18 protein-coding genes and 1 pseudogene are annotated in these 23,621 nt (G+C 49.4%); 8 read left to right on the top strand and 11 right to left on the bottom strand.

Features of this window, described 5'->3' with window-relative positions:
- Nucleotides 1-127: 127 nt before the first annotated feature.
- From AT705_RS05390 to AT705_RS05355, 8 genes are read right to left on the bottom strand one after another with little or no spacing between them, the layout of a single operon-like run.
- Complete coding sequence (locus tag AT705_RS05390; RefSeq protein WP_058795812.1) at nucleotides 128-859, bottom strand: DUF3379 family protein; 732 nt, start codon at nucleotides 857-859, stop codon at nucleotides 128-130.
- Entirely contained in the window at nucleotides 859-1,374 is a 516-nt protein-coding gene (locus tag AT705_RS05385; RefSeq protein WP_010382077.1) for a sigma-70 family RNA polymerase sigma factor, read from the bottom strand. Before AT705_RS05385 ends, AT705_RS05390 begins: the two co-directional genes overlap by 1 nt.
- A gap of 51 nt (nucleotides 1,375-1,425) precedes the next feature.
- Complete coding sequence (locus AT705_RS05380) at nucleotides 1,426-3,057, bottom strand: BatD family protein (protein ID WP_058795811.1); 1,632 nt, start codon at nucleotides 3,055-3,057, stop codon at nucleotides 1,426-1,428.
- Entirely contained in the window at nucleotides 3,051-4,976 is a 1,926-nt protein-coding gene (locus AT705_RS05375) for a vWA domain-containing protein (RefSeq protein WP_058795810.1), read from the bottom strand. Before AT705_RS05375 ends, AT705_RS05380 begins: the two co-directional genes overlap by 7 nt.
- Nucleotides 4,973-5,962, bottom strand: a complete 990-nt coding sequence (locus AT705_RS05370; protein WP_058795809.1) for a vWA domain-containing protein — start codon at nucleotides 5,960-5,962, stop codon at nucleotides 4,973-4,975. The genes AT705_RS05375 and AT705_RS05370 overlap by 4 nt, the downstream gene beginning before the upstream one ends.
- Entirely contained in the window at nucleotides 5,955-6,383 is a 429-nt protein-coding gene (locus AT705_RS05365) for a DUF4381 domain-containing protein (RefSeq protein WP_058795808.1), read from the bottom strand. The genes AT705_RS05370 and AT705_RS05365 overlap by 8 nt, the downstream gene beginning before the upstream one ends.
- Nucleotides 6,384-6,389: 6 nt before the next feature.
- On the bottom strand, nucleotides 6,390-7,340 hold the full coding sequence (locus tag AT705_RS05360; protein ID WP_237113786.1) for a DUF58 domain-containing protein: 951 nt from the start codon (nucleotides 7,338-7,340) through the stop codon (nucleotides 6,390-6,392).
- 12 nt (nucleotides 7,341-7,352) lie between these two features.
- Nucleotides 7,353-8,309: an AAA family ATPase gene (locus tag AT705_RS05355; RefSeq protein ID WP_058795807.1), complete on the bottom strand. Its 957-nt coding sequence runs from the start codon at nucleotides 8,307-8,309 to the stop codon at nucleotides 7,353-7,355.
- A gap of 316 nt (nucleotides 8,310-8,625) precedes the next feature.
- Here AT705_RS05355 and fadI point away from each other — a divergent pair, with 316 nt between their 5' ends.
- The 6 genes from fadI to AT705_RS05325 all read left to right on the top strand — a co-directional run bounded on the left by fadI (nucleotide 8,626) and on the right by AT705_RS05325 (nucleotide 15,709).
- Nucleotides 8,626-9,936, top strand: coding sequence for an acetyl-CoA C-acyltransferase FadI (gene fadI, locus AT705_RS05350; RefSeq protein ID WP_010382059.1), 1,311 nt, complete (start codon nucleotides 8,626-8,628; stop codon nucleotides 9,934-9,936).
- Nucleotides 9,936-12,035 (top strand): fatty acid oxidation complex subunit alpha FadJ, encoded by a 2,100-nt coding sequence (fadJ, locus tag AT705_RS05345; RefSeq protein ID WP_058795806.1) that lies wholly within the window; start codon nucleotides 9,936-9,938, stop codon nucleotides 12,033-12,035. Before fadI ends, fadJ begins: the two co-directional genes overlap by 1 nt.
- Nucleotides 12,036-12,181: 146 nt before the next feature.
- Nucleotides 12,182-13,678 (top strand): GGDEF domain-containing protein, encoded by a 1,497-nt coding sequence (locus AT705_RS05340; RefSeq protein ID WP_058795805.1) that lies wholly within the window; start codon nucleotides 12,182-12,184, stop codon nucleotides 13,676-13,678.
- A 72-nt stretch (nucleotides 13,679-13,750) separates the two neighbouring features.
- Entirely contained in the window at nucleotides 13,751-14,305 is a 555-nt protein-coding gene (locus AT705_RS05335) for an elongation factor P hydroxylase (protein WP_058795804.1), read from the top strand.
- Nucleotides 14,295-15,422 (top strand): ATP-NAD kinase family protein, encoded by a 1,128-nt coding sequence (locus AT705_RS05330; protein ID WP_058795803.1) that lies wholly within the window; start codon nucleotides 14,295-14,297, stop codon nucleotides 15,420-15,422. The genes AT705_RS05335 and AT705_RS05330 overlap by 11 nt, the downstream gene beginning before the upstream one ends.
- Before the next feature lie 8 nt (nucleotides 15,423-15,430).
- Nucleotides 15,431-15,709: a YfcL family protein gene (locus tag AT705_RS05325; RefSeq protein ID WP_049863908.1), complete on the top strand. Its 279-nt coding sequence runs from the start codon at nucleotides 15,431-15,433 to the stop codon at nucleotides 15,707-15,709.
- A 254-nt stretch (nucleotides 15,710-15,963) separates the two neighbouring features.
- On the opposite strand, the gene AT705_RS05320 is transcribed toward AT705_RS05325, so the two are convergent.
- Nucleotides 15,964-17,139, bottom strand: a complete 1,176-nt coding sequence (locus AT705_RS05320) for an NRAMP family divalent metal transporter (protein WP_208856775.1) — start codon at nucleotides 17,137-17,139, stop codon at nucleotides 15,964-15,966.
- Between the two features lie 166 nt (nucleotides 17,140-17,305).
- Nucleotides 17,306-18,059, bottom strand: a pseudogene (locus AT705_RS05315) (HDOD domain-containing protein).
- 216 nt (nucleotides 18,060-18,275) lie between these two features.
- On the opposite strand from AT705_RS05315, the gene AT705_RS05310 reads away from it, so the two are divergent.
- Both AT705_RS05310 and AT705_RS05305 read left to right on the top strand, forming a co-directional pair.
- The gene (locus AT705_RS05310; protein ID WP_010382038.1) at nucleotides 18,276-19,829 is read left to right on the top strand and encodes an AbgT family transporter; all 1,554 of its coding nucleotides are present in this window, start codon (nucleotides 18,276-18,278) and stop codon (nucleotides 19,827-19,829) included.
- Between the two features lie 511 nt (nucleotides 19,830-20,340).
- A complete protein-coding gene (locus tag AT705_RS05305) occupies nucleotides 20,341-21,243 on the top strand; it encodes a LysR family transcriptional regulator (protein ID WP_058795801.1) in 903 nt (300 codons plus the stop codon).
- Here the strand turns inward: AT705_RS05305 and AT705_RS05300 are convergent.
- Nucleotides 21,240-23,459 (bottom strand): EAL domain-containing protein, encoded by a 2,220-nt coding sequence (locus AT705_RS05300; RefSeq protein WP_157576675.1) that lies wholly within the window; start codon nucleotides 23,457-23,459, stop codon nucleotides 21,240-21,242. The two genes, AT705_RS05305 and AT705_RS05300, sit on opposite strands and share 4 nt — an antisense overlap.
- Nucleotides 23,460-23,621 lie beyond the last annotated feature (162 nt).

Below are 23,621 nucleotides of genomic sequence, written 5' to 3'. Positions count from 1 at the left end.
TAATTGCTCGAAAATATCTGCGTTAACTGAATTTATTGTCAGCTATTTGTTCGCAAAAATTGGAAAATGACAAAACCTCAGCACCCATAACCTGCTTGGGGCTGAGGGATTAATCTGTAAGTGGTGCTTACAACCAGCGCAATGATTCAGTCACGGCGGCTTGGTATTGCTCCAGTGGGGTGTCGAGATTTGCCACTAAAATGGTGTCAGCGCGATCTCCGGGTTTGATGCTGCCACTAAAGCGTTCATCAGCAAAACGTTCGTTGTTGCTCTTTGCATCATTGCTATCGGTTGGCACAATAAAAACAGTGACTGGCCCATGATCTGATTGGAAGATCAGGTGCAAACTACGCTGTCCTTTAAAATTACAAAATGTCGCGTAGGTCACTTTGCCTGGCATAGCTTCAAGCTTGCCACCAAACATTGCCAGTTTCTCGTTGACCTCCTGAAGTTTCACCTCCCGAGTCAGTGCAAGCGCCTCTGCTTCATAATAAACGTGTTCCAGGGCGTGTTCGCCTGCGTGCAAGGGAGCATGGACTGACGTGGCGAAGTATAAGGATACTGCCAGTAAAGCCGATGCTGCCGTGGCAAGCGGCGCTTTGAAGCGTCTATACCAGGCTAGTTGTTTGACCTCGGCGGTTTGCTGCATCGAGGTCTCTGTATCTGCCTGCTGTTTGGCCAGAATTTTCTGTGCTAAATCATCAGGCACAGAAATATCTAACGCATTATGCAGTGTCGCGTCAAAGTCTTGCATTTCTTTAACGAGACGCTGTTTGGCCGGATCGGTGTCTGCCTGAGCAACTACATCCTTATCATTGGGATCGGCAAACAAGCGGCGGCGAAATTCGAGTTCATCCATCAGTTTGATGCCCCTTTTGCTGTTTCGGTCACTTGTGTTAAAGCCTCTTTCAATTGGTTTCTGGCACGGTATAGCCTGGTCATCACAGTATTCTTGTTGAGTTCCAGGATCTGTGCGATTTCTTCGCCGGAGCAGCCCATCACAACTTGTAATAGCAGTGGTTCACGGTACTCAGATGACAATAAGCTGATCTGTTTTTGGATCATCATTTGCTCAGTCTGTGAGTCGGGAGAAGCACTGCTGGTATCAATCAGCGTGTCCTGCTCAACATCGGCATAATCAAATTGTTTGCGCTCAAAGCGACGCGCATTCTCACGCCGCAATATGGTTAATAACCAGGACTTGGCGGCGCTATCATCTTGCAAAGCGTCAAGTGAACGCCAGGCGCGCAAAAAGGTTTCCTGTACCAAATCTTCAGCAATGGTCGGGTCCTGGCACAACCAATAAGCAAAGCGATAAAGCTCTTTATTGTAGACCTGGACCAGACTTTCGTAACGTTTTTGTTTTGTGGTCATGCTAATAAGACCTTGTCTCTAGCAAAGTTATTTCATCAAACCGAATAAAAATTAATACAACGGTTCAAGATGCTGTTTTTTAGAGCTTTTAATCTGCTTATGTTGTGCCGCCAAAAGGCGATGCAACAACACCAGATCGACATTCTCCTGCTTGGCACTATAGAGCGCGCCTTGCAACTTTGCAATTTCGTTTTGCAACTCCTGGCTAAGTTGGTGACGCCAGGTATGAAGTTGCATATGGCCTTGCGCATGGGCAAGGGCTTTTAGCCCCTGATAGCAGGCGGCCAAATCAGCGGCTTGGACAGCACGCTTGATCTGCTGCATTGCTTGTGTTTCGTCCGGTGTTGCTGTTGTCTGTTCGGGTGCCTTCACCTTGGCTGGCTTTGACTGTCGAGTCAGAAACCAAATCACTAAGGTAACGAGCCACAATAGATAGCCCGACGCAAGCAGTGCCCAGTCAAGCCAGGTTTTTTCTGCATTCTGGACAACAACCTTTGGCTCGGGGTCGATGTCTGCTTGTCTGGGGGCTTCGAAAACGGGTGCTGGTGCAACGGATATCTGGTTTGGATCGGCTTTCACCTCAATGGTGCGTGATGGCAAGGTTGCATATTGCACTTTGTTAATGACGGTATTAAACCACGGCACTTTGATCTCTGGCAGAGTGTACGTTCCCGGCGTTTGAGGGAGCAGGGCGTAGGAGGCGATCAATTGAGAGATCACCCGACCATCACGGGTCATCTGTTTGCGATCAGTCTCATCTGGATAAGTCCTGAAACCATCCACATCGGGCACCTCTATGTCAGGCAGTTGTTCTTTAGTTACTCCGAGTGCTGTGAGTGTCAGAGTACGTGTGATTGGTGTGCCAACCACAACGGCTTGGTCGCTTGGCTGCCATTCTTCGCTGAGGTTGACCAGTTCACTGGGTAGCCAGGTGCCTGAGTAGTTGTCAGGGATTGGCTTGACCTCTACCTCAATGCTTTCGCCCATCGCCGATACAGCCAGACGACGGTAGCCTTCGCGTATTTGGCCATTAAAGATGGGCGGCTCAAGTGTAAAGGTACCGCTTTTTTGTGGTTGGACTAGATACTCTCGAGTCACCACCATATAACGTCGACCATTAACGATTTCATAGTCTTCACTTTGTTTGCCCAGCTGTGCAATTTGTGCCTCTTGCATCTGTGGCGCACTGAGCTGGCCATCAAGCAGATCCTGACCTATATAGAGTTTCACTGTGTACAGCGCAGCTTGCTGCACATGCAATGTGTCTGGCTTGAGGGTCGTTTTAATAAAGAGATTTTGCTGCGCTTCGCCATCTTGTTCGCGGGCAAGCACTTTGAGTTTGATAGGACGGGACTGTTGGCCCGCCACCTCAAAGCTGGGAATGGTAAATTCGCCTGCTTTGCGTGACAACAGCTGCATTTGCCAACTGGTAGTGCTGCTCATGCTGCCATTAATGATGCTGGTTCTGGAGCTGGTGCTGATTGGGCTGGTGACAAACTGGCCACTCAGCGCGCTAGTGTCAGGGATCTGGCCCGAGACCTTGCCGTTGGCTTCTATGGTCAGTGTAAAATATTCACCGACCAACACCGGGTTTTTATCTACACTTGCGCTGAGTTGGTCTACGGCCCAGACAGGCATCATTGTAATAAGTAAGATCACGGATCCCAGTAATCGCGTTACCATGATTTTTCGACTCCTCGCGGGTGACGCTGGCGCACCCGTTGTTGTGATTCTAATAACATTTTGTTGCGTAGCAAGATGGCCGGATCGTCCGGCACTTTGCGAAGTAACTGGTCGAGTTGCTGCGCTTTTTCTTTCTCTTCTGGTGTCAGTGGGCGACTTTGCAGCAGTTGCTGTGTACGCTCAGACTGTTCCTCACCGTCAGCAGCCTGTTGCTGAGCTTGTTGTACAGACTGAGCGGCCTGCTCAGCCTGTTGCTCATTCTGTGCTGCAGATTGCGCCAGTTCAGGTGCATTCTCGTTGTCTGATTGTCCAGCGCGATCTGAGTTCGAACTTTGCTGGTCTTGCGCGTCACTGTCAATTTGCTCGCCACCTTGCTGGTTACTCTTTTGTTGTTCACCACCTTGTTGCTGCCCGCCTTCCTGTTGCTGGTCGCTTTGTTGATCATCACCTTGCTGCTGGCCATCTTGTTGTTGTTCGCTACCTTGTTGCTGATCGCCAGACTGATCCTCTTGCTTGCCAGATTGTTCCTTGTTGTCAGACTGATCGCCATTTTGCTGTTGTGACTCTTGTTGCTGGGCTTTTAGATCTTCAACAAGCTTCTTATTGTCCTGTGCTTGTGTGAAATCAGGGTCCAGTTGCAAAGCGTGTTCATAGGCCGCAATGGCCTCGTCCAGTTGCCCTGATTTGGCCAGCGCATTGCCATAGTTGTACTGGCCAATGGCTGAAGTCGCGTGTTTAAGTTGTTCCGCTGCCTGCTCGTACTCACCGGCCTTGTATAAAGCGCTCCCTTTTAAAACGGGATCCTGAGCACTCTGCGCTTGTTTGAAGTCACCTTGTTGGTATGATTCAAGTGCTTGCTGGTCCTGATTTTTAAACCAGTTGCTCCAGTCAGCACTATATCCGACTTGCGGCTGTATCAGTGCCACGACTAAAATTGCCAGCGTAAGTGGCTGAGAGCGCATTAACCACAGCGCCAACGGCACTATGATAAATAGCAGGTATTTACCTGCATCCAGGTGCCACAGGGCCTCGCCTGGTTGCTCATTGCTATCCAAGTCTGTCACTTTATTCGATGCAAATGTTTTGATGTCACTGTCGCTGTGTGTGTAAGTGGCATAGCGGCCTCCCTGACGCGAGGCGAGGGCTGACAGACGCTCAGGGTAGAGTTTAGGAACTACAATTTGTCCATAGCGGTCTTTCAAAAAGCCCCCCTCGGGCAGGCCGATTGGTGCACCTTCCAATGTGCCAATACCATACACGTGCAGGGTATAATTTGTGCCATTAAATAAATCTGAGATATCCGCCAGTTCGTCTTGCTCTACCTCATCGCTGATCAGGATAATTTCACCGTCAGCGTAACCGGCCTGGTCGAGTAAGATCTTGGCCTGATCCAGGCCTGCCAGCACGTTAGCGCCTTTGCTGGGCATAATTTCAGGACTCAGGCTGGGCACAAGGTTTTCTAGTGTTTTAATATCATCCGTTAATGGCGACACCACAAAGGCATCCCCTGCATAGGCAACCAGTGCAGTATCACCTTCGGTAAATTGACCAATCATATCCAGGGTTTTGAAACGGGCCTGGGTAAGTCTGTTAGGCTGAATATCTGTGGCATACATTGAGTACGACATATCCATGACCAGTACCCGGGCTTGTTTGCTTTTAAAAACGGGTACGGTGTGTTTTTCAAAGCTGGGTCCTGCTGCGGCTAAAATACTGAGTAACAACAACAGGCTAACCAGCCAGGGTGTACTACTACTCTGTTTTCGGGGGCCATCTTCCAATACGAACTGTGCAAGGTGCGGGGCGATCAGTTGGCCGTCGTTACTACGGTGACGTTTAATCCACTGTATGCCTGTCAGCAGCAGCCAGGGAAGGAGCAACCACAACAAAGCGGGGCGAATAAAAATAAACTCGGTCATAGTGGCTTCACTCGCAATTGTCTGATGGCTTTACTGAGTAACGTCAGGCTCCACAACGCCAGCGCTATCAGTAAGGGGATATAAAAGAGCGACAGTCTGGGTCTGAAGGTTTGGTTTTCATCGGCTATCGGCTCAAGTTTATCGAGCTCTGCATAAATCTGCTGTAATCCTTTCACATCTTTGGCCCGGAAATACGCGCCGCCGGTTTCAGAGGCGATGTGCTTGAGGGTATTCTCATCTATGCTGCTGCCAGTCATACCACCCATGCCAAACAAGCTAAACCCGCCCTGGCCATCCGAGCCGACACCGACGGTATAGATTTTAATGCCTTCTTCGCGGGCGAGGATCAGCGCTTCTTCTGGTTTCAGATTACCGGCAGTATTCTGGCCATCGGTGAGCAGGATTAAAATACGGCTGCTTTGCTCCTTTTGGTTGAAGCGCTTAACCGATAACCCGATGGCGTCACCAATGGCGGTTGCGCGGCCGACCAGACCTATCTGTGCTTCGAGTAACATCTGACTTACGGTTTGTAAATCCCGGGTCAACGGGGTTTGTAAAAAAGCGGTATCGCCGAATAAGATCAGGCCCAGTCGATCTCCCTGACGTTCAACGATGAAATCAGACAAAACCGCTTTGACCACCGACAGACGGTCGACATATTTGCCCTGGTAAGCCATATCTTGTTCTGTCATCGAGCCAGACAAGTCAACGGCTAGCATAATATCGCGTCCTTCGTTGGGTAAGGTAATAGGGTCATCAAGCCAGCTGGGGCCGCTCAGTGCCGCAATCAGACATAACCAGATCAATGCTTCGAGTACATTAACGCTGCTTTTCGGGCGAGCCACATTTTGCCCGGAGCCACTTTGTTGCTGATAGCCGGGCATCCGCATACGGATCTGAGTGTGTGCAGTGGTTGGTTTGAAGCGCGCAATCAGCCAGGGCAGGGGAAGCAAGAGCAGCGCCAGTGGCCAGTCAAGTTCAAACATTGATGGCCTCCTTGGTTTTGAAGGTTTTAATTGCCGCCATTAGTTTAGTGCACGCCAGCGTCGGGTTACTACTATATAACGAATTGAGGTCCTGCTGCTCGAACTGCTGTCCTGTGAGTCTGTTTAGCAACTTCAGCCACTGTGCTGTAGGCTGAGCTGCGTGCTCATTACCATAATAGTGTCGGGCCAGACGTTTGAGTATACCGTGTAATGCCAGTGCATCCTGGGCATGTTGTTCACTCAGCTGAATGGCTTCGCGTTTGGCTGCATTATGCTGCCATTTTTTGACAGCCAGCCAGATACTGACGCTCACTATCAATATGGCTGCAATGATCACCGCCCAGCTGGCAGGGGTAAGCGGCCACCAGTCAACCTGTTCGGGTGGGATCACATCATGAAGCGCGTCTAAGGGGTTTTGCATCATCATTTACCTGGAGATCTGGGTTTCAATTGGCGCTGAGGCACAAAACGTTTGCATGGTCATTCCGGCACGCTGCAAGCGTGCCAGCCTGCTCTGAAAAGCTTGTTCAGCCTGCTTGGCAAATTGGGTTCTGAATTGCGCATCCGCTAGCGGTAAAGTCCAACTGCCAGACGCGGACCTGACTTCTACCGCATCTTTATAAGCCGGTAAGGTGTGTTCAAATGGGTCGCTGATCTGGCATCCAATCAGCTCACAATGCCGGCTAAGGTGCTCAAGCTGCTTAAAACTGGTTTCATTGAGCTGGCTAAAATCTGAGATCAAATAGATAAGACTGCCGGGCTTGGCCAAGTGTGACAAACGTTTCAGGTTATTGTCAAAGCTTGAGGCTTGATTATCGCTGCGCTGAGCAAGGCTTTGTGCATGGATGTCACATAACTGGTGACAAAATGCCAGCACTCCTTTGTCACGCGCGGTGGGTTTAAGTTCATGGTGACCGTGTTCGCTGAACACGACGCCACCAAGTCGATCACCACGGGCGCACGCAGACCAGGCAACCAGGGCACTCAGGTGTGCCGCCTGCACAGACTTAAGCAACAAGCGGCTGCCGAACAGCAACGGGCTGGACAGATCGCAAAAAATAAAGACCGGACGCTCCTTTTCTTCCTGATAGAGCTTGGTATGCGCTTCTCCGGTGCGCGCAGTCACACGCCAGTCTATGGCACGGATATCATCCCCGTACTGGTACTGACGTACTTCTGCAAACTCCATCCCCCGGCCTTTATGCGGGGCCAGATACTGTCCGGCCTGATCGCTGCGAATTGCACGTTTAGGCTTGAGGTCCAGCAGGCGAGCTTTACTTTTATAGTACAACAGCTCTTTTAGTGTCAGTTCAACACCATTACTGTGGCTTTGTGTCAGCCAGCTTGTGTGATCATCGGGTTGCATAGCATGTTTCATAGTCGCAACCACTTACGGAACGGGTACCAGTTCCAGAATACGGCTGATCACTTGATCTTTGCTGATCCCATCTGCCTGTGCTTCATAGCTCAAAATGATACGGTGGCGAAGCACATTATGCAGGACGGCCTGAATATCATCCGGAGTGACAAAGTCTTGTCCTTGTAACCAGGCATGGGCGCGAGCACATTTATCCAAAGCGATGGTCGCTCGCGGGCTGGCACCATATTCAATCCAGGCGCCCAGCTGCGTGTCCAGCTTGCCCGCTTCACGCGTGGCGATGATTAATTGCACCAGATATTGTTCAAGTGGCTCAGCCAGATGCAGAGAAAGTACTTTTTTACGTGCTTCAAACAAGGTTTGTTGTGAAATAGGGGTGAACTGCACACTTTGTTCTGATAGCGCTTCGCCACGGGTTAAGCGCAGTATCTCAAGCTCAGTGCTGGCTTGCGGGTAATCAATATTCAGATGTAACAGGAAACGGTCAAGCTGCGCTTCTGGTAGCGGGTAGGTCCCTTCCTGTTCCAGCGGGTTTTGTGTTGCCATCACCATGAAGAGCTCGGGCAGTGGATAGGTTGTTTTGCCAACCGTGATCTGTCTCTCCGCCATTGCTTCGAGCAGCGCAGACTGCACTTTGGCCGGCGCACGGTTAATTTCGTCCGCGAGGATCAGGTGGTGAAACAGGGGGCCTTTTTCAAACACAAACTCGCTGGTTTGCTGACGATAAATGTCGGTACCGGTAATATCGGCAGGCAACAAGTCCGGGGTAAACTGAACGCGCTGAAAGCTTCCTTCGATGCCCTTTGCCAGGGCATTTACTGCACGGGTTTTAGCCAAACCCGGCGGGCCTTCAACCAGTAAGTGGCCATCAGCCAGTAAGGCGATCAATAGCGCTTCTGTTAGTGCGCTCTGACCTAAGATTTGCGAGTCGAGGTAGTTTTTCAGTTCACTAAATGCGTTTACTGCCATGGTGCTTTGTCCTTGTTGTGACAAATTTTTTGCTTATTTATAAGGATTGAGGCGCAAAACTCAAGGTTTTGCGGGCGTTTTTTTGTAACTTGATTAGACACTGAATTGGGTAAAAGTTCATAAATCTTCATTTATTTTTCAGTGACTTTTTGAATTGAACAAAAATCAGACTAGATTTAAAAGCGGCAATTGGATAGGCCCTGTGAGTCGCGCTTGAATTACAAGATTTTCTAATTAGCTATTGGCATTAAGGATTCGGTTGTTTAGAATCAAGCGACAATAACAGGTCAGACCTGTCAGCGGGAGAGCAAAATTCATGTCTGAACAAAACATTCTAAAAACAACAAAAGGGGACCGCATTGCCATTGTTTCTGGTTTGCGTACGCCCTTTGCTAAACAGGCCACGGCCTATCACCATGTACCAGCACTGGACCTGGGTAAGGTCGTCGTCAATGAAATGCTGGAACGTCTGAATATCGATAAAACAGAGATAGATCAGCTGGTCTTTGGTCAGGTTGTGCAAATGCCTGAAGCACCTAACATCGCGCGTGAAATCGTGCTGGGTACAGGCATGCCTGTGTCAGTCGATGCTTATTCTGTTTCACGTGCTTGTGCCACCAGTTTCCAGGCTGTGGCGAATGTTGCTGAATCTATTATTGCAGGTCATACGGCTGTGGGCATTGCCGGCGGTGCAGATTCATCGTCGGTATTACCGATTGGTGTAAGCAAAAAGCTGGCAGGCAGCCTGGTTGATCTCAACAAGGCGCGTACTTTGTCACAGCGCTTGAAAATTTTCTCAAAGCTGAGACTGAAAGACCTGATGCCGGTCCCCCCTGCGGTTGCAGAGTACTCAACAGGCTTGTCCATGGGTCAGACTGCTGAGCAAATGGCCAAAACTCATGCAATTAGCCGTGCTGATCAGGACGCACTGGCGCACCGTTCACACACCCTGGCTGCCAAGGCCTGGGATGATGGCTTGTTAAAAGATGAAGTCATGGCAGCGCACGTTGAACCGTACAAAGGCTTTATTGATAAAGACAACAATATTCGTGCGAACTCGTCACTGGAAGGCTATGCGAAATTGCGTCCGGTTTTTGATCGCAAACATGGCTCGGTCACTGCCGCAAACGCAACGCCGCTTACAGATGGTGCCGCTGCGGTACTGATGATGAGCGAAAGCAAAGCCAAAGCACTGGGTTACGAAATCCTGGGCTATGTGCGCAACTATGCATTTACCGCTATCGGTGTGCATGAAGACATGTTGATGGGCCCGGCTCACTCCACGCCACTGGCCCTGGAGCGCGCTGGTTTGACTCTGCAAGACCTAGATTTAATTGAAATGCACGAAGCGTTTGCGGCGCAAACGCTGGCTAACATGAAAATGTTTGCTTCTGATAAGTTTGCACAAGAAAAGCTGGGTCGCAGCAAAGCGCTGGGCGAAATCGATATGGATAAATTCAACGTAAACGGTGGCTCATTGGCCTATGGACACCCGTTTGCAGCAACAGGCGCGCGTCTGATCACGCAAACCCTGAATGAGCTGAAACGCCGTGGCGGCGGACTTGCGCTGACTACCGCTTGTGCGGCTGGTGGTCTGGGTGCAGCCTTTGTATTGGAGAGTGCATAATGTCAGTATTTAGCTATGAATTAAACAGCCACCGCGTGGCCATCGTCACCATAGATGTGCCGGGCGAGAAGATGAATACGTTGCGTGATAGCTTTGCCGATGAGTTGTTGACTATTCTGGAGCAGGGCCGCAATGATGATGTGACTGGCATGGTGTTTGTCAGCGGTAAAGACGATAACTTCATCGCCGGTGCCGACATCAAGATGTTGGATCAGGCAAAAACGCGCGAAGATGCGCTGCGTTTATCTGAAATGTGTCAGCAGGCGTTTTTCAAAATGCAGAAACTGCCATTCCCAACTGTCGCTGCCATTCATGGTGCGGCTCTGGGTGGCGGCCTTGAATTTGCATTGGCATGTGATTATCGCGTATGTAGCGACGATGATAAAACCAAGCTGGGTCTGCCAGAAGTACAGCTAGGCCTGTTACCGGGCGGTGGTGGTACACAGCGTCTGCCTAAACTGGTTGGTATTCAAAAAGCATTGGAGTGGATGCTCACAGGTAAGCAAGTACGTGCCAAGCAGGCTAAAAAGGCCGGCCTGGTGGATGACAGTGTACCACACAGCATCTTGCTGGATGTGGCCATTAAACTGGCCCGGGGTAGCAAGCCAAAAGCACGCAAGCCTAAGCTGGATAAACTGAGTCAGCTGCTGGAGTCAAACCCGTTTGGCCGCAATATCATCTTCAAAAAAGCGCAAGAAAATGTTGAGAAGAAAACAGGCGGCCACTATCCGGCACCGCTGGCTATCATCAAGGCGGTCCGTGCATCGGTTGAGTTGGGCGAACTGAAAGCCTATAAAACAGAAGCCGAAGGTTTTGCCGATTTGGTCATGACAGAGGTATCTCAGTCGTTACGTGGCATTTTCTTTGCCACCACTGAAATGAAAAAAGAATGGCAAAGTGACGACGCACCTAAGATTAACCGCGCAGCTGTACTTGGTGGCGGCCTGATGGGAGGTGGCATTGCCCATGTCAGCGCAGTGAAAGCCGGTGTGCCGGTACGAATTAAAGATGTTGCACATCAGGGGATCAGCAATGCCCTGAGTTACAGTTACAAGATCCTGTCGAAAAAACAGAAAAAACGTATCTTGTCCAAAGCTGAGTTACAGCTGGCGATGAATCGCATCACAGGCACAACCGATTACACAGGCATGCGTCATACCGATATTGTCATTGAAGCGGTATTTGAAGACCTGACATTAAAACAAAGCATGGTGGCAGACATCGAGCGTGAATGTACAGAGAAAACCATTTTTGCCAGCAACACTTCGTCGTTACCGATTGCGCAGATAGCAGAAAACGCTACGCGCCCTGAAAATGTCATTGGTCTGCATTACTTTTCGCCGGTAGAAAAAATGCCACTGGTTGAGATCATCCCGCACAAAGGGACCTCAGAAGAGACCATCGCACGCACCGTTAACTTTGCCCGCAAGCAAGGTAAGACGCCCATTGTGGTAAAAGACAAAGCGGGTTTTTACGTTAACCGAATCCTCGCGCCTTATGTGAATGAAGCGGCGAACTTACTGCTGGCGGGAGAGCCGATTGAGAAAATTGATCAGGCTCTGGTTGAATTTGGCTTCCCGGTTGGGCCTTTGGCACTGCTGGATGAAGTGGGCGTAGACATTGGTTCAAAAATTGCGCCAATCCTGGAAAAAGAGCTGGGTGATCGTTTCAAAGCGCCTGATGCATTCGCTCGTATGATTGACAGCAAACGTCTGGGTCGTAAAACCGGAAAAGGCTTTTACAAATACGAAAGCAAAGGCAAAAAAGTGGATGACTCTGTCTATGACTTGCTGGGTATTACACCGGCACCGCGTCTCAACAAGCAAGAAATTGCCAGCCGCTGTGTTGCGCAGATGCTAAATGAGGCTGCTCGTTGTCTGGACGAGGGCATTATTGCCAGCGCCCGAGATGGCGACATTGGTGCCATTTTTGGTATTGGCTTCCCGCCATTTTTGGGCGGACCATTCAGCTACATGGACAAGCGCGGCCTGAACAAGGTGTGTTCTGAGCTATCTACCTATGCGACTGACAATGCGGTGTTTACCCCCGCTGAGCCGCTTTTGGCAAAGGCTGAAGCAGGCGAAGTGTATTACAGTTAACTTTTTGTCTGAGCATGTAAAAAAGCCGCATTTATGCGGCTTTTTTATTTTCGGCTAAAATAAGGGGATGAGTATCGTCACCTTGTTTGCTCATCTTGCAATGGTGATTGCACGTGATGGTGCGCGTCAGTGGCCGGGGATAAGGCATGCACAGCAGGTACTTTTTCACTTTTATTGCCACACTTGTTAGCGCGACGGTGTTGGCGAACGTGGTCATGTTGTACATCAGTGATGATACCAGCGACGTGATCACACGATTTGAGCAGCACTGGCAGCAACAGGCCGACATTATATTGCGAGAAGCACAGCTGCTCAATGAACTGGAACGTCAACTGAGTGACATTGAACCTGAGCACCAGGTCAGAGATTACTCGCCAGAGCAGCGCGCGTACAATATCAATGCGGATGCTAATGTTGCTTTACACATAGAGACGATGATTGCTGAGATGGACCTGAGTGATGCCGAACGAAAGGCGCTTGATGAAGTACAACGTATTTTGAGTGCGCCTCGACAATCAACCCCAGACAAATCCTCAGACACTGCATCTATCCAGTCACCTGAAAACTCTTCATCACAGCGATATCGTCGGTTGGACAACGCGCTCCAGTCGTTGCGATTAGGTATGGAGGCGAGAATTGAGGAGACCAAGCGTCAGCATCAGGCAGCCCTTACCAGTGTTATTAATAAGGGCTCTGTTGAAGCTTGGTTGCTGTTGTCTTTGGTTGTCATATTGGCCTGTGCTGGTGCGGTGGTGTTACGTGGTCAGCTCAGGACTATCGAGGAGCGAGTGTGTTTGTTTGATGCAATCCCAGATGCACTGCTTTATTGTGAGTACAGTGGCAAGATCACCCGGGTTAATCATTCGTGCACCGAATTGTTTGGCTACTCCGTTCAGGAGTTGCTGCACATGTCGGTAGAAGAGCTGATCCCCGCGCGATTTCGTGATTTGCACAGCAAAGAGCGGCGCAATTTTACGGGTCGCGCACAAATGCGTCGTAAAGGGCAAAATGGGTTAAATATTATAGGTGTACATAAATCTGGTGATGAGATACCTCTGGATATCGCGATTGCCCGAACGGCGCTGGGAAAAGAAACTTACTTCATTGCGGTGATCCGCGATCTTCGTCATGAGTTACAATTGCAGAAGAAAGCAGAAGTCGATTTTTTAACTCAGGTCTACAATCGGGGTCAGATAGAGCAAATTCTGAATGACGAGCTGAGTCGGGCAAGTCGCTATCAGCGCTCTTTGTCGGTCATGATAGTCGACATAGATAAATTTAAGGTACTGAACGATACGCTGGGCCATCAAGCTGGTGATCGCGCGCTGGCTGAGTTAAGTCGTTTTTTGGTCCATTCAGTGCGCCCCAGTGACGCGCTGGGTCGTTGGGGAGGAGATGAATTTGTGCTGGTTTGCCCGGAAATTGATGCACAAGAAGCCTTACAGATGGCACAGCGTCTGGTACGGGCCTATTGCGAACAAAACCAGTATCAACTGAGTTTAAGTATCGGCGTTTCCAGTCGCACACAAGTGGGCGAAAAATCAGATTTGGCACAATTGATTGAGGAGGCCGATCAGGCTTTGTATCAGGCCAAGGCACAGGGCCGTAGCAGAGCGGTGTCATTTGAAGCTGAACAGCACTGACTTTTTACTTTAGCCCCAAAAATCCGTACAATCTGCGGCCATTAACCAACCTGAGGGCCACCTGCGAGTTGTATGCACCACATTGACGATCTGATCTCGATATTTAATGCCTTATTCTATCCTAAGTACAATACCAAGCTGGTGACAGGCACAGATGAGCCAATCTATCTGCCAGCAGATGCACAGTGTGATTATCACCGTATTGTATTTGCGCATGGTTTCTATGCCAGTGCCTTGCATGAAATTGCCCACTGGCTGGTTGCGGGTACAGCGCGCAGGGAGCAGGAAGATTATGGTTACTGGTACTGTCCTGATGGGCGCAGTAAAGATCAGCAACTGGCATTTGAACAGGTAGAAGTGAAACCTCAGGCTATCGAATGGGCCCTGAGCACTGCTGCGGGGTTTGCATTTAACGTCTCCGTTGACAACTTAAATGGTGAGCCGACTTGCCGTTTCGCTTTTCAAAAGCGTGTTCATTCACAGGTGACGGAGATGCTCACATCCGGCTTCAACGTTCGCACTCAGGCTTTACTCAAAGCGTTATCTCAGTTTTACTCGACCCCCTGGCCACTCAGTACTGGCCAGTTTGAATGGCATTGTCCACAGGAGTTTGCAGATGCAGTTTAAACTAGGATTGATAGTCAACCCGGTTGCCGGGTTGGGCGGCGCAGTGGCGCTGAAGGGCAGTGATGGTAGCGACACCGCTGAACTTGCCCGCTCCATGGGTGCTGAGCCAAAAGCACATAGCCGTACGGCGCAGGCGTTGGCTTTGTTACATCCTTATCGGGATGTGCTGGAGGTCTATACCGTTAGTGGTGAAATGGGGGAGGACCTTGCTAAAGCGCATGGTTTTACCACCCAGGTCATTATGACCTGTAGTACGCCCACGACCCCTGAGGACACTGAACAGGCCGCCAGGTTACTCGCCGAAGCGAAAGTAGATTTGTTGTTGTTTGCGGGTGGAGATGGAACCGCACGCAATATTTGCGCTGCGATCGGGAGCGAGGCCCCTGTGCTGGGAGTGCCTGCCGGCTGCAAGATCCACAGCGGCGTGTATGCCATCACGCCGAAAGCGGCGGGCCGGGTGGTTGAAATGCTCATCAAAGGTGAATTGGTTACGATAGACGATGCCGATGTTATGGACATAGATGAAAATGCATTCAGAGCCGGAACGGTGCGTGCTAAGCGTTATGGTGAAATGCAGGTACCCAGTGAACTGCGTTACGTACAAAGCGTAAAAAATGGCGGCAAAGAAAGCGACGAACTGGTGCTGGCCGATATCGCTGCGTACGTGATTTCAGAGATGGAAGAAGACGAGCAATATATCATGGGCTCAGGCTCAACCGTGGCCGCGATTATGGAAGAGCTGGGGCTTGATAACACGCTGCTCGGAGTAGATTTGATCCGCGACCATACTCTGTTAGGGAGCGACCTGACTGCACAACAGTTACTGGATAACGTCGGGCAGGCACCTACCAAGCTGGTTATTACCTTGATTGGCGGACAAGGCCATATCTTTGGCCGGGGTAATCAGCAGTTGAGTCCGGCGCTGATCCGCCATATCGGCAAAGACAATATCATCGTGGTTGCAACTAAAAGCAAGTTGCAGGCACTCAATGGTCGTCCTCTGATAGCAGACACGGGCGATCAGGACTTAGACAACGAACTGAGTGGCTACATTAAAGTAGTAACAGGTTATAATGACCATGTAATGTATGCCGTCGGGCATCAGGATTTAATTTAGGAGACAGAATGTCACTTCAAGCGTATATAGAAGCTGCACAGCAGTTTTTTGATGAATTAGTAGAAAGAGCAAGCGATGATGAACTGTTTGCTGGTGGCTACTTACGCGGTCATTTTGACCTGGCAGTTGGGTATGCTCAGGTTGAGGAACTGACGTTATCAGTCGATGAGTTGAATGCCAAAGTTGAGTCCAGCCTGGTGAAAGCATATCGCGACGGTGAGCTTAATGAGGAAGACAAGCATCACGTAGTCACCATCTGGGAACGACTTAAGCAGTTAGGTGCTTAATTTACCCAAAGAAAAAGGCGGTTTATACCGCCTTTTTACAGCAACTTGCTTAATTAAGTGATCTATTTTGAGGCGAGAAAGTAGGGGCGATAACACCGCTACCGCGTCCTGCTATCGCTGAGGCACCTACATCCATGTAGGCGAGGCAAAAGTTTTGCTATTTAGTTGTTCTAAATGAGAAATTTTTAACGCTGTCAGCGTCCTATTTGCTCCTTCAAATAGACCAAGTATTAAGTGAAATTGGTATTACTACTTCAGAGCACCCAGCGCCACACCACAAATAACACTGCAAACGCAATCAAATAGGTAAGACCTGTCCAGGTCAATATTTGCACCAGCTTACTTTGCTGCGCAAACAGTTCCTTGCGGATCAGCGAGAAATTCAGCCAGGCAAAAAATGGCGTGGTTAAAAACGCCAGTGTCATGGCAAACATCAGCATGTCTTTGAGATTGGCTTTAAAAAACAGCACCAGCACCATACCGAATAGGGCTTGCAGGGTAATAAACAATGACAGGCTGGCTTTGTTTTTATGTGGTTTGATCAGTTTCACAGCATCGTCCAGGGTTCTGGCATAGCCATCCAGTACCGTGATGGTGGTGCCAAACATACATAGAAAGGCTATCATGGCTATCAACCAGCGCGCCCACTCACCCAGTGTCAGTGCATACATGTCTATCAGCTGTTTAGAAAAAGCGACACCTGCCAGTTCGATTTTTTGACTCTGGCCATACTGTAGTAACACACCCAGCGAAAAGAACACCACGGCCAGAAACAGCGTCAGAAAGTAGCCAAGGTTAAAATCAAATAAGCCCTGTGCTTTACTGAGCGATTGAGTGCGAGTTTTGGCTTTGAGCCAGAGCGAATTGATGGCTGAGATCTCAATCGGCGCTGGCATCCAGCCCATCAGGGCTACCATAAACCCCAGTAATGCAAGTGAGTAGGGTGACGGGGCCGGTTGTGGTGATGGGTGGGCCTGACCCTGTGATACTGCGACCAGCAAGGCTGCAAGTGTGGTAAAGCACAAGATGGCCATGATCCACTTACTGGCTTTGTCGAGCAGTTTATAGTGACCAAACAATAAGATCCCAAGGCAGATAAATAGCAAGGCATAGCATAAAGTGGTCAGCGAGATAGACCAGGGTAACGCATACTGAAGCAGTGCAGCGGTGAGCAACAGTACCCCTGCCGTATTCACTACTGCGGCGATAACATTGAGCACCACAAACAGATAGAACAAAGCCCGGTTTTTATTGTGATAGCCCGTGACCAGGCTGTTACCGCTATGCAGTGTGTATTCCACGCCAAAACGAAAAAAGGGGTACTTGAGTAAGTTAACCGCAACCACTAACCATAATAGTTGCCAGCCGAATAAGGCGCCTGCCTGGGTGGCGGCGACCAGATGAGAGCCTCCGACTGCGGCGGTAGCCATGAGGATCCCGGGGCCCAGGTTCCTGAGTTTAGCAAACATTGATTCCAACACGACGTTCCATGATTTTTGCCACTCATGTTAACGATTTGAAAGCATTTGCCAAGTGGAAAATGACTGGGCTAATGAGGTTGGGAGATCAAAAGCCCTGTTAGAACGTATAACTTAGTTAGCTGGTGAAGTATTCTTCGGTATCGTCTTTTAGGTCCTGATAGTCGTCTTCATCGAGGTTAAGCGCATCCAGTACACTTTGTTTCATCAGTGGCCAGTCTGGTGCCGCGACAAAGCGTTTATTGGTGTGGACCAGGTTTTCCGCCATTTTCAGTGTTGAGAAGGTCAGCACTTCTTCATCATTACGTTTTTCCTGAAGATAGGTAATGTCGTGATGGCGCAGAATAAGCTGACAAATGGGCTTGGGCAAATTCCAACTGTTTGCCAGGTAATAACCAATCACAGCGTGATTGGTCTGGTAGCGGGCTTCTTCGAACTCAACCAGCAAGGTATCGTAATTACGGTTTGCGGCGCCCAATACCTCGACATAATCCGGATAATTGAACGCCATGGCGGGGATACCTGCATCATGGAAAAGGCCAAGCATGTAGAGGTTTTCGACTGGTACTTTACTTTTTATCTTACTGCCAATCAGTGTCGCCACATCGGCAATTTCCTGAGCACTGTCCCAAAAACATCACGGCCTGACGAATGTCCGTGATGGTACGTGAAAAGCCATAGCTGGAGGAGTTAATTACTTTTAATACTGCGGCAGAGGTCGCTACATCTGTTGCTATCAGCGCGGCAATTTCGCCTAGCTCAGGTTCTGGTTGTTGCAATACCTGATGCAAACTTTGCAACAGCTCGGGCTTTGCTGGCAGGCAAAACCCATGATTCATATCCTTAAGCACGGCGTTGTCTATTTCGATCATAGCGGTCTCGTTGAGAAAAATACTGAAAACATGATCAGCCAGCTTGGAATCTGGCTGTTTTTCCCAAGTATAGTCGCTGAGTTGAATTGCACATGCTTTGTGATAACGCAAAAAAACGCATAAATAATACCCACGTAATGGATTAAGGAACAATTGAATTGGCATTGTTACGGTTGTTAAGTTAAAGTTGGCTAATTTTCTTTTTAGGGATTAACTATGGAACAAGCGAAAAACGCGAATAACGACACCAGTTTCGTTATGCGATTCCTCAACAACATTGAAAGGGTGGGCAATAAGCTGCCAGATCCTGCCATGATTTTCCTCGGTGCCATGCTGCTTATTTGGCTATTATCCTGGATGCTGTCAGGCGTCAGTTTCGATGCGATCGACCCGCGCACCGGAGAAGCGATTGTTGTTCATAACCTGCTTAGCGGTGATTCACTGGCCGGATTTTTGGCCTCAATGGTTAAAACCTTCACTGGCTTTGCGCCGCTGGGCGTAGTTTTAGTTGCTATGTTGGGTGTCGGTGTAGCTGAACACTCGGGTTACATTAATGCGGGCTTGAAGCTGATGTTGAAGCGTACGCCACAGGCCCTGCTTACTCCTTCTATCATCCTGATTGCGATTGTAAGCCATACGGCGACCGATGCCGGGTATGTACTGGTAATTCCATTAGCGGGTGTAATTTTCTACGCCATGGGCCGTCACCCGTTGGCTGGTATTGCAGCGGCATTTGCCGGGGTAAGTGGTGGCTTTAGTGCGAACTTTATCCCTTCAGGTATTGATCCCTTACTGCAGAGCTTCACACAAAGCGCAGCCCAAATCATCGACCCTGAAATCTCGGTCAACCCGCTGAACAACTGGTTCTTCACGTCGGCGTCGAGCATTTTTATCATTCTGCTTGGCTGGTACATTACTGATAAAATTATTGAACCGCGTCTGGCATCGACCAAAGTCGATGGAGATACTGACGATCTGCCTGAATTTAATGAAGTGACGGGTAAAGAGCGTTCGGCATTTTACGCGGCGTCTGCTGTCATGCTGGCCGGTATTGGTTTACTCATCTATGCTGCCAGTGGTGAAGACTCGGCACTACGCAGTGAAAGTGGTGCATTGACCGATTTTAGTGCGCCGCTGATGCAGTCCATTGTACCGCTGATTTTCTTACTGTTCTGGATCCCAGGTGCCGTATTTGGCTTTATGGTTGGCACCTTTAAGTCATCAAAAGACATGATAGATGCAATGAGTAAGTCGATGAACTCAATGTCTTATTACATCGTCATGGCGTTCTTCTGTGCGTTGTTTATCGCGGCATTTAGCCAGTCTAATCTGGGGGCATTACTGGCCATCGAAGGGGCTGAAGTCTTAAAGGCAATGGCGCTGCCAAGCTCTGTGACAGTGATTGGGATTATCTTCCTGACTGCTTTTGTGAATTTGTTCGTTGGTTCAAGTTCTGCAAAATGGGCACTGTTGGGCCCAATCTTTGTGCCTATGCTGATGCAACTGGGTATTTCACCTGATCTGTCTCAGGCGGCATATCGTGTTGGTGACTCCAGCTCAAACATCATTACGCCATTGATGCCTTACTTCCCGCTGGTGGTGGTTTACTGTCAGAAGTATGTGAAAGACACCGGGATTGGTACGTTGCTGGCACTGATGTTGCCATACTCTATTGCCTTCCTGATTGGCTGGAGCTTATTCTTGCTGGCATACTGGGGCCTGAGCATTCCTCTGGGTCTACAGTCTAGCTATATTTATCCGGCAGGTTAATCTGCTGAACTATGGATGAGGCTGTTATGCCTCATCCAGTTTTCCTCTCAAGCAACTGTTTACGCCTGCTTCCATGCGCTTCCATAGACATCCAGTTAAAACCGTATCTTCTCACAGACATCTTTTACACTCATTCTGGCAAAGTAGCAGGTTATTGATAGCAATAAAGAAAAAAGCCGACTTCTGTCGGCTATGTGGATCAGCTATTGGTTGGGCCAAAAGCACCAAGGGAAATCTTACTGCCTCCGTGCAGTAAATACTCAAGGTAGGTTGAAAATCTAAGTAACCAATAAGAGTACATACCGGTTAAAAGCAGGCGCATCATACCCCTGTTAGATGACTAAATTATGACAAACTGTGCCGGCCATTTAGTTTTCTTTCGTTTCTGAGGTGAGTCTGCTTAAGGTAATGAAAAGTTGAACGCCCTGTGTGTCAATAGAGAAAAGTACTTGAATAGATTAGAATAGTTACAGACTAAGGGCCTGCAGGGTCAAATGACGAGGAAGGTGAGATGTTACGAGTTACGCTTGAGCAGTGGCGTATGTTTCGCGCTGTCGTGGAGTATGGCGGATTTAATCAGGCTGCTAAGGCTATCCATAAGAGTCAGTCGAGCATACATACGTCAGTACAGAAAATAGAAACAGCGTTATCGGTTAAGCTATTTCAGGTGGAAGGGCGCAAAACGCACCTGACGGAAGCGGGCGATATGATGTTGCGCCGCGCCAATTATTTGCTCGACGAAGCCGAGAAAGTCGAAGCGGTTGGGCAGACTCTGGCAAAAGGCGTAGAGAGCCACCTGCGTATTGCCGTCGACGAAATCTTTCCTCAGTCATTGCTCTACAAAGTGCTGGAAACAACTTCTCAGGCCTATCCATTGCTTCGCATTGAACTGGTTGAGTCTATTCTGTCAGGGTCGTTTGAGGCGCTTCAGAATGCCAAGGTTGATATTGCCATCTCGCCTATGGTGCTGGCGGATGGGTTCAGTGAACAGCTATGTCAGGTGGAGTTTGTGGCTGTTGCTCATCCGGAGCATAAGTTACATCAGTTGGAACGTGAGCTGACGCTGGAGGACCTCAAATCGTTCCGGCAAATCGTAGTCAGAGATTCTGCGTTGGGTAAGGGGACAGACAGCGGCTGGTTGGGGGCTGATCAACGTTGGACCGTAAGTCATTTGCGCACTATGGTGGATATGGTGACTCAGGGGTTGGGTTTTGCCTGGTTGCCCAGAAGTGCCATTACAGCGCAGCTGGGCACAGGCGCGTTACGACCGCTGCCATTAACTCACAATCGCACACGTCAAGCTCAGCTCAACCTGATTTTTAAAGATGGAGACACGCTCGGCCCGGCTGCCAGGGCGTTTCTTGGGGAGCTGAGATTTCAGTGTATGGCGCTGGAAGATCAGCAAAGCGATTAAGTGGCTGAGGCCTCGTGTGAGTTCGCCAGCACCTGTTCAACTGCCACAGGACGACTAAACCAGTAGCCCTGAAACTCTTTAACGCCCAGTTCGAGCAGTTTATTCAGCTGCTCCTGGGTTTCAACGCCCTCTGCCAGTGCCGCAATACCGAGGTTATCACACATAGTCAGGATCCCCAGCAACAGCGCCTGCTGTTTTTGATCTGAGGTGATCTGCGTGACCAAAGAGCGGTCCAGTTTAAGTCGCTTAATGGGCGAGGCCAGTACACGTGCAATATTGGAATACCCTATCCCGAAGTCATCAATACTCAGGCTGAATCCCATTCTATCGAGGGCTTCCATGATCTGATTGTGATCATCGGCAAAACTATACTCCGTTAGCTCAAATTCAAACATGCGCGGATTCAGGCCGTAGCTATGCACTATAGCCAGTGTATTGCGGGCAAACTGCTCGCAGGCAATGTCTCGGGAGCTGATATTGATGGCGATAGGCACATGAATATCCGGGTGGCTCTGTAAGGTGTGACACACTTTGTGCAGTATGCGTTGTGTCAAGTGATTGACTAGGCCAAACTCTTCAGCAATGGGCACAAACTCCCCAGGAGATACCCAGCCCAGCAAGGGGCTGTGCCAACGGGCCAGGGCTTCATAGCCAATCACGGAGTGGGTGTTATCGTGCTTGCTTTGTAAGACAATTTGCAACTCGTCATGTTCCAGTGCTTTTTCAAGCAACAGGGCCATTTCGTGACGCGCCAGCGTCTGACGCCGAGTGCCGTGGTCAAAGATGGCCAGGTCATCGCCTGCACCACGTAATTCACAAGCCTGCTGCGCATTTTTCAGCAGTCGTTCCGGGATGTAACCATGTTCAGGGTAGGTGGCAATGCCCACAGCGTAACGAGCGTGGAACTGATGTTGACCCAGTTTGAGCCAGAAATCGAGATTCTGATGCCAGCGTTGTGCTACTTCCAGCACAGGTGCATCGGGCTCGATGATAATAGCGAGTCTTCCGGCACCAATATAGGCAATCTGATCGAGCAAGCTGGGGTCGTGCTCAGCTACCTGATTAATGTGGCCATATAAGTGTTTGTGCAGCTCACCATCAATCAGGTAATCCAGTACATGCTTGTTAAGGTTTTCAGCAATCAGCAGGGCAAATGGCTGACCGCGATCAATGTGCACCTGTAATTGCTCGGTAAGCCAGGTTTTATTCGGTAAGTTGGTCCGCGCATCAAAATATTTGGCTTGCTGGTGGGCGACGTCCAGCGTCAGCAGATCCTGCTGAAGCTGATGCTGATCAGAGACGTCATTAAGGTACCAGGCACATAGCTGCTCGGAGTGATATTCCCGCGACGCCAGCTCTATCATGCGTTCGCCTACATGAAAGGTATTCAGGTCAGCATCAATCAGGTCGTTGTTGTTTAGCAATCGGCTCAGGTCGTCCTGAGTTACGCGGGCGAAATTACAGGGCAGGGGTTGAGTTTGGATCCCCAGTAATCGGCGCGCTTTTTCATTGGCTTCAACGATATTAAATTGCTGATCTACCAGCACAATGGCATGAAATGATTTCTGAAAGAAGCGCTGATAAATTTGTTTCTGAGAAGCCAGTAGGTCGTTATTGCTCGCCATATGCAAGTTCAGTCGGCTGGCGGCCAGACTGGTGCGCCACACGGCCAGCGGCACCGTGCAGTTAAAGAAGAAAAACAATAAAAAATGTATGTAAATGTCTCCGTCTACCAGCATGCGTTCACCTGACGGGATCACCGAGACATTAACCTGCTGTACTATCATCAGAAACGGGAGGATATTCAACGCTGCGTAAAAAATCGCGGTTCGCTTACCCAGCAGCAGTAAAGCCAGAATAGGCGTGATGTAAACAAAAATAGAGCCAAGCTGAGCAAGGGATAACAAGGGGATAAACAGTTTAATGGCCACACCGGCGGCCACAATGGCAATCATCAGCAGATGAGCACACAGCTGGTAGGCACTGCGACTCAGCGTAAGCAACACGCCTATGGTGAGTGTAAAGCCGGATGTGAGCGCCAGCACATAGTTAAGTTCAAATGCCAATGCAGCAGGCAAGCTGTTGATAAAGATCCCCAGGCACAATAAAAGTCCGGTCACCAAAATAATGCGCAGTGCACTGACACGCCAGTTAGGCACCTCGCTTGGCGATTGGGTTTCTTCCTCAAGTAAGAAAAAGCGGCTTAAAGAACTCAAAACGTTACAGTTATTATTATTGTTTTTACCGATACTAAGGCCATAAGGGTCTCAATTCAATGGGTAGAGACAGTAAAAGCTGCGCTAAATCAGCTTGATTGCATTTTTTTTCAACATACTGGAGGAGAAATAGTCAAACAAAGGGCCGAAATTTAAGGGGGA

This window comes from Pseudoalteromonas rubra, from assembly GCF_001482385.1.
In the GTDB taxonomy this organism is placed as follows: Bacteria; Pseudomonadota; Gammaproteobacteria; order Enterobacterales; family Alteromonadaceae; genus Pseudoalteromonas; species Pseudoalteromonas ardens.
The sequence above is the reverse complement of the archived record's forward strand: the minus strand, read 5'-3'. Positions and strand labels throughout refer to the sequence as shown.

Bases quoted from the DNA above. Each gene is read 5' to 3' on its own strand.
- AT705_RS05385 (WP_010382077.1), bottom strand. From the start codon at position 1,374: ATGACCACAAAACAAAAACGTTACGAAAGTCTGGTCCAGGTCTACAAT.
- AT705_RS05340 (WP_058795805.1), top strand. From the start codon at position 12,182: ATGCACAGCAGGTACTTTTTCACTTTTATTGCCACACTTGTTAGCGCG.
- fadI (WP_010382059.1), top strand. From the start codon at position 8,626: ATGTCTGAACAAAACATTCTAAAAACAACAAAAGGGGACCGCATTGCC.
- AT705_RS05320 (WP_208856775.1), bottom strand. From the start codon at position 17,139: ATGGCTACCGCCGCAGTCGGAGGCTCTCATCTGGTCGCCGCCACCCAG.
- fadJ (WP_058795806.1), top strand. From the start codon at position 9,936: ATGTCAGTATTTAGCTATGAATTAAACAGCCACCGCGTGGCCATCGTC.
- AT705_RS05355 (WP_058795807.1), bottom strand. From the start codon at position 8,309: ATGGCAGTAAACGCATTTAGTGAACTGAAAAACTACCTCGACTCGCAA.
- AT705_RS05335 (WP_058795804.1), top strand. From the start codon at position 13,751: ATGCACCACATTGACGATCTGATCTCGATATTTAATGCCTTATTCTAT.
- AT705_RS05390 (WP_058795812.1), bottom strand. From the start codon at position 859: ATGGATGAACTCGAATTTCGCCGCCGCTTGTTTGCCGATCCCAATGAT.
- AT705_RS05380 (WP_058795811.1), bottom strand. From the start codon at position 3,057: ATGGTAACGCGATTACTGGGATCCGTGATCTTACTTATTACAATGATG.
- AT705_RS05310 (WP_010382038.1), top strand. From the start codon at position 18,276: ATGGAACAAGCGAAAAACGCGAATAACGACACCAGTTTCGTTATGCGA.
- AT705_RS05365 (WP_058795808.1), bottom strand. From the start codon at position 6,383: ATGCAAAACCCCTTAGACGCGCTTCATGATGTGATCCCACCCGAACAG.
- AT705_RS05360 (WP_237113786.1), bottom strand. From the start codon at position 7,340: ATGAAACATGCTATGCAACCCGATGATCACACAAGCTGGCTGACACAA.
- AT705_RS05375 (WP_058795810.1), bottom strand. From the start codon at position 4,976: ATGACCGAGTTTATTTTTATTCGCCCCGCTTTGTTGTGGTTGCTCCTT.
- AT705_RS05305 (WP_058795801.1), top strand. From the start codon at position 20,341: ATGTTACGAGTTACGCTTGAGCAGTGGCGTATGTTTCGCGCTGTCGTG.
- AT705_RS05370 (WP_058795809.1), bottom strand. From the start codon at position 5,962: ATGTTTGAACTTGACTGGCCACTGGCGCTGCTCTTGCTTCCCCTGCCC.
- AT705_RS05330 (WP_058795803.1), top strand. From the start codon at position 14,295: ATGCAGTTTAAACTAGGATTGATAGTCAACCCGGTTGCCGGGTTGGGC.
- AT705_RS05325 (WP_049863908.1), top strand. From the start codon at position 15,431: ATGTCACTTCAAGCGTATATAGAAGCTGCACAGCAGTTTTTTGATGAA.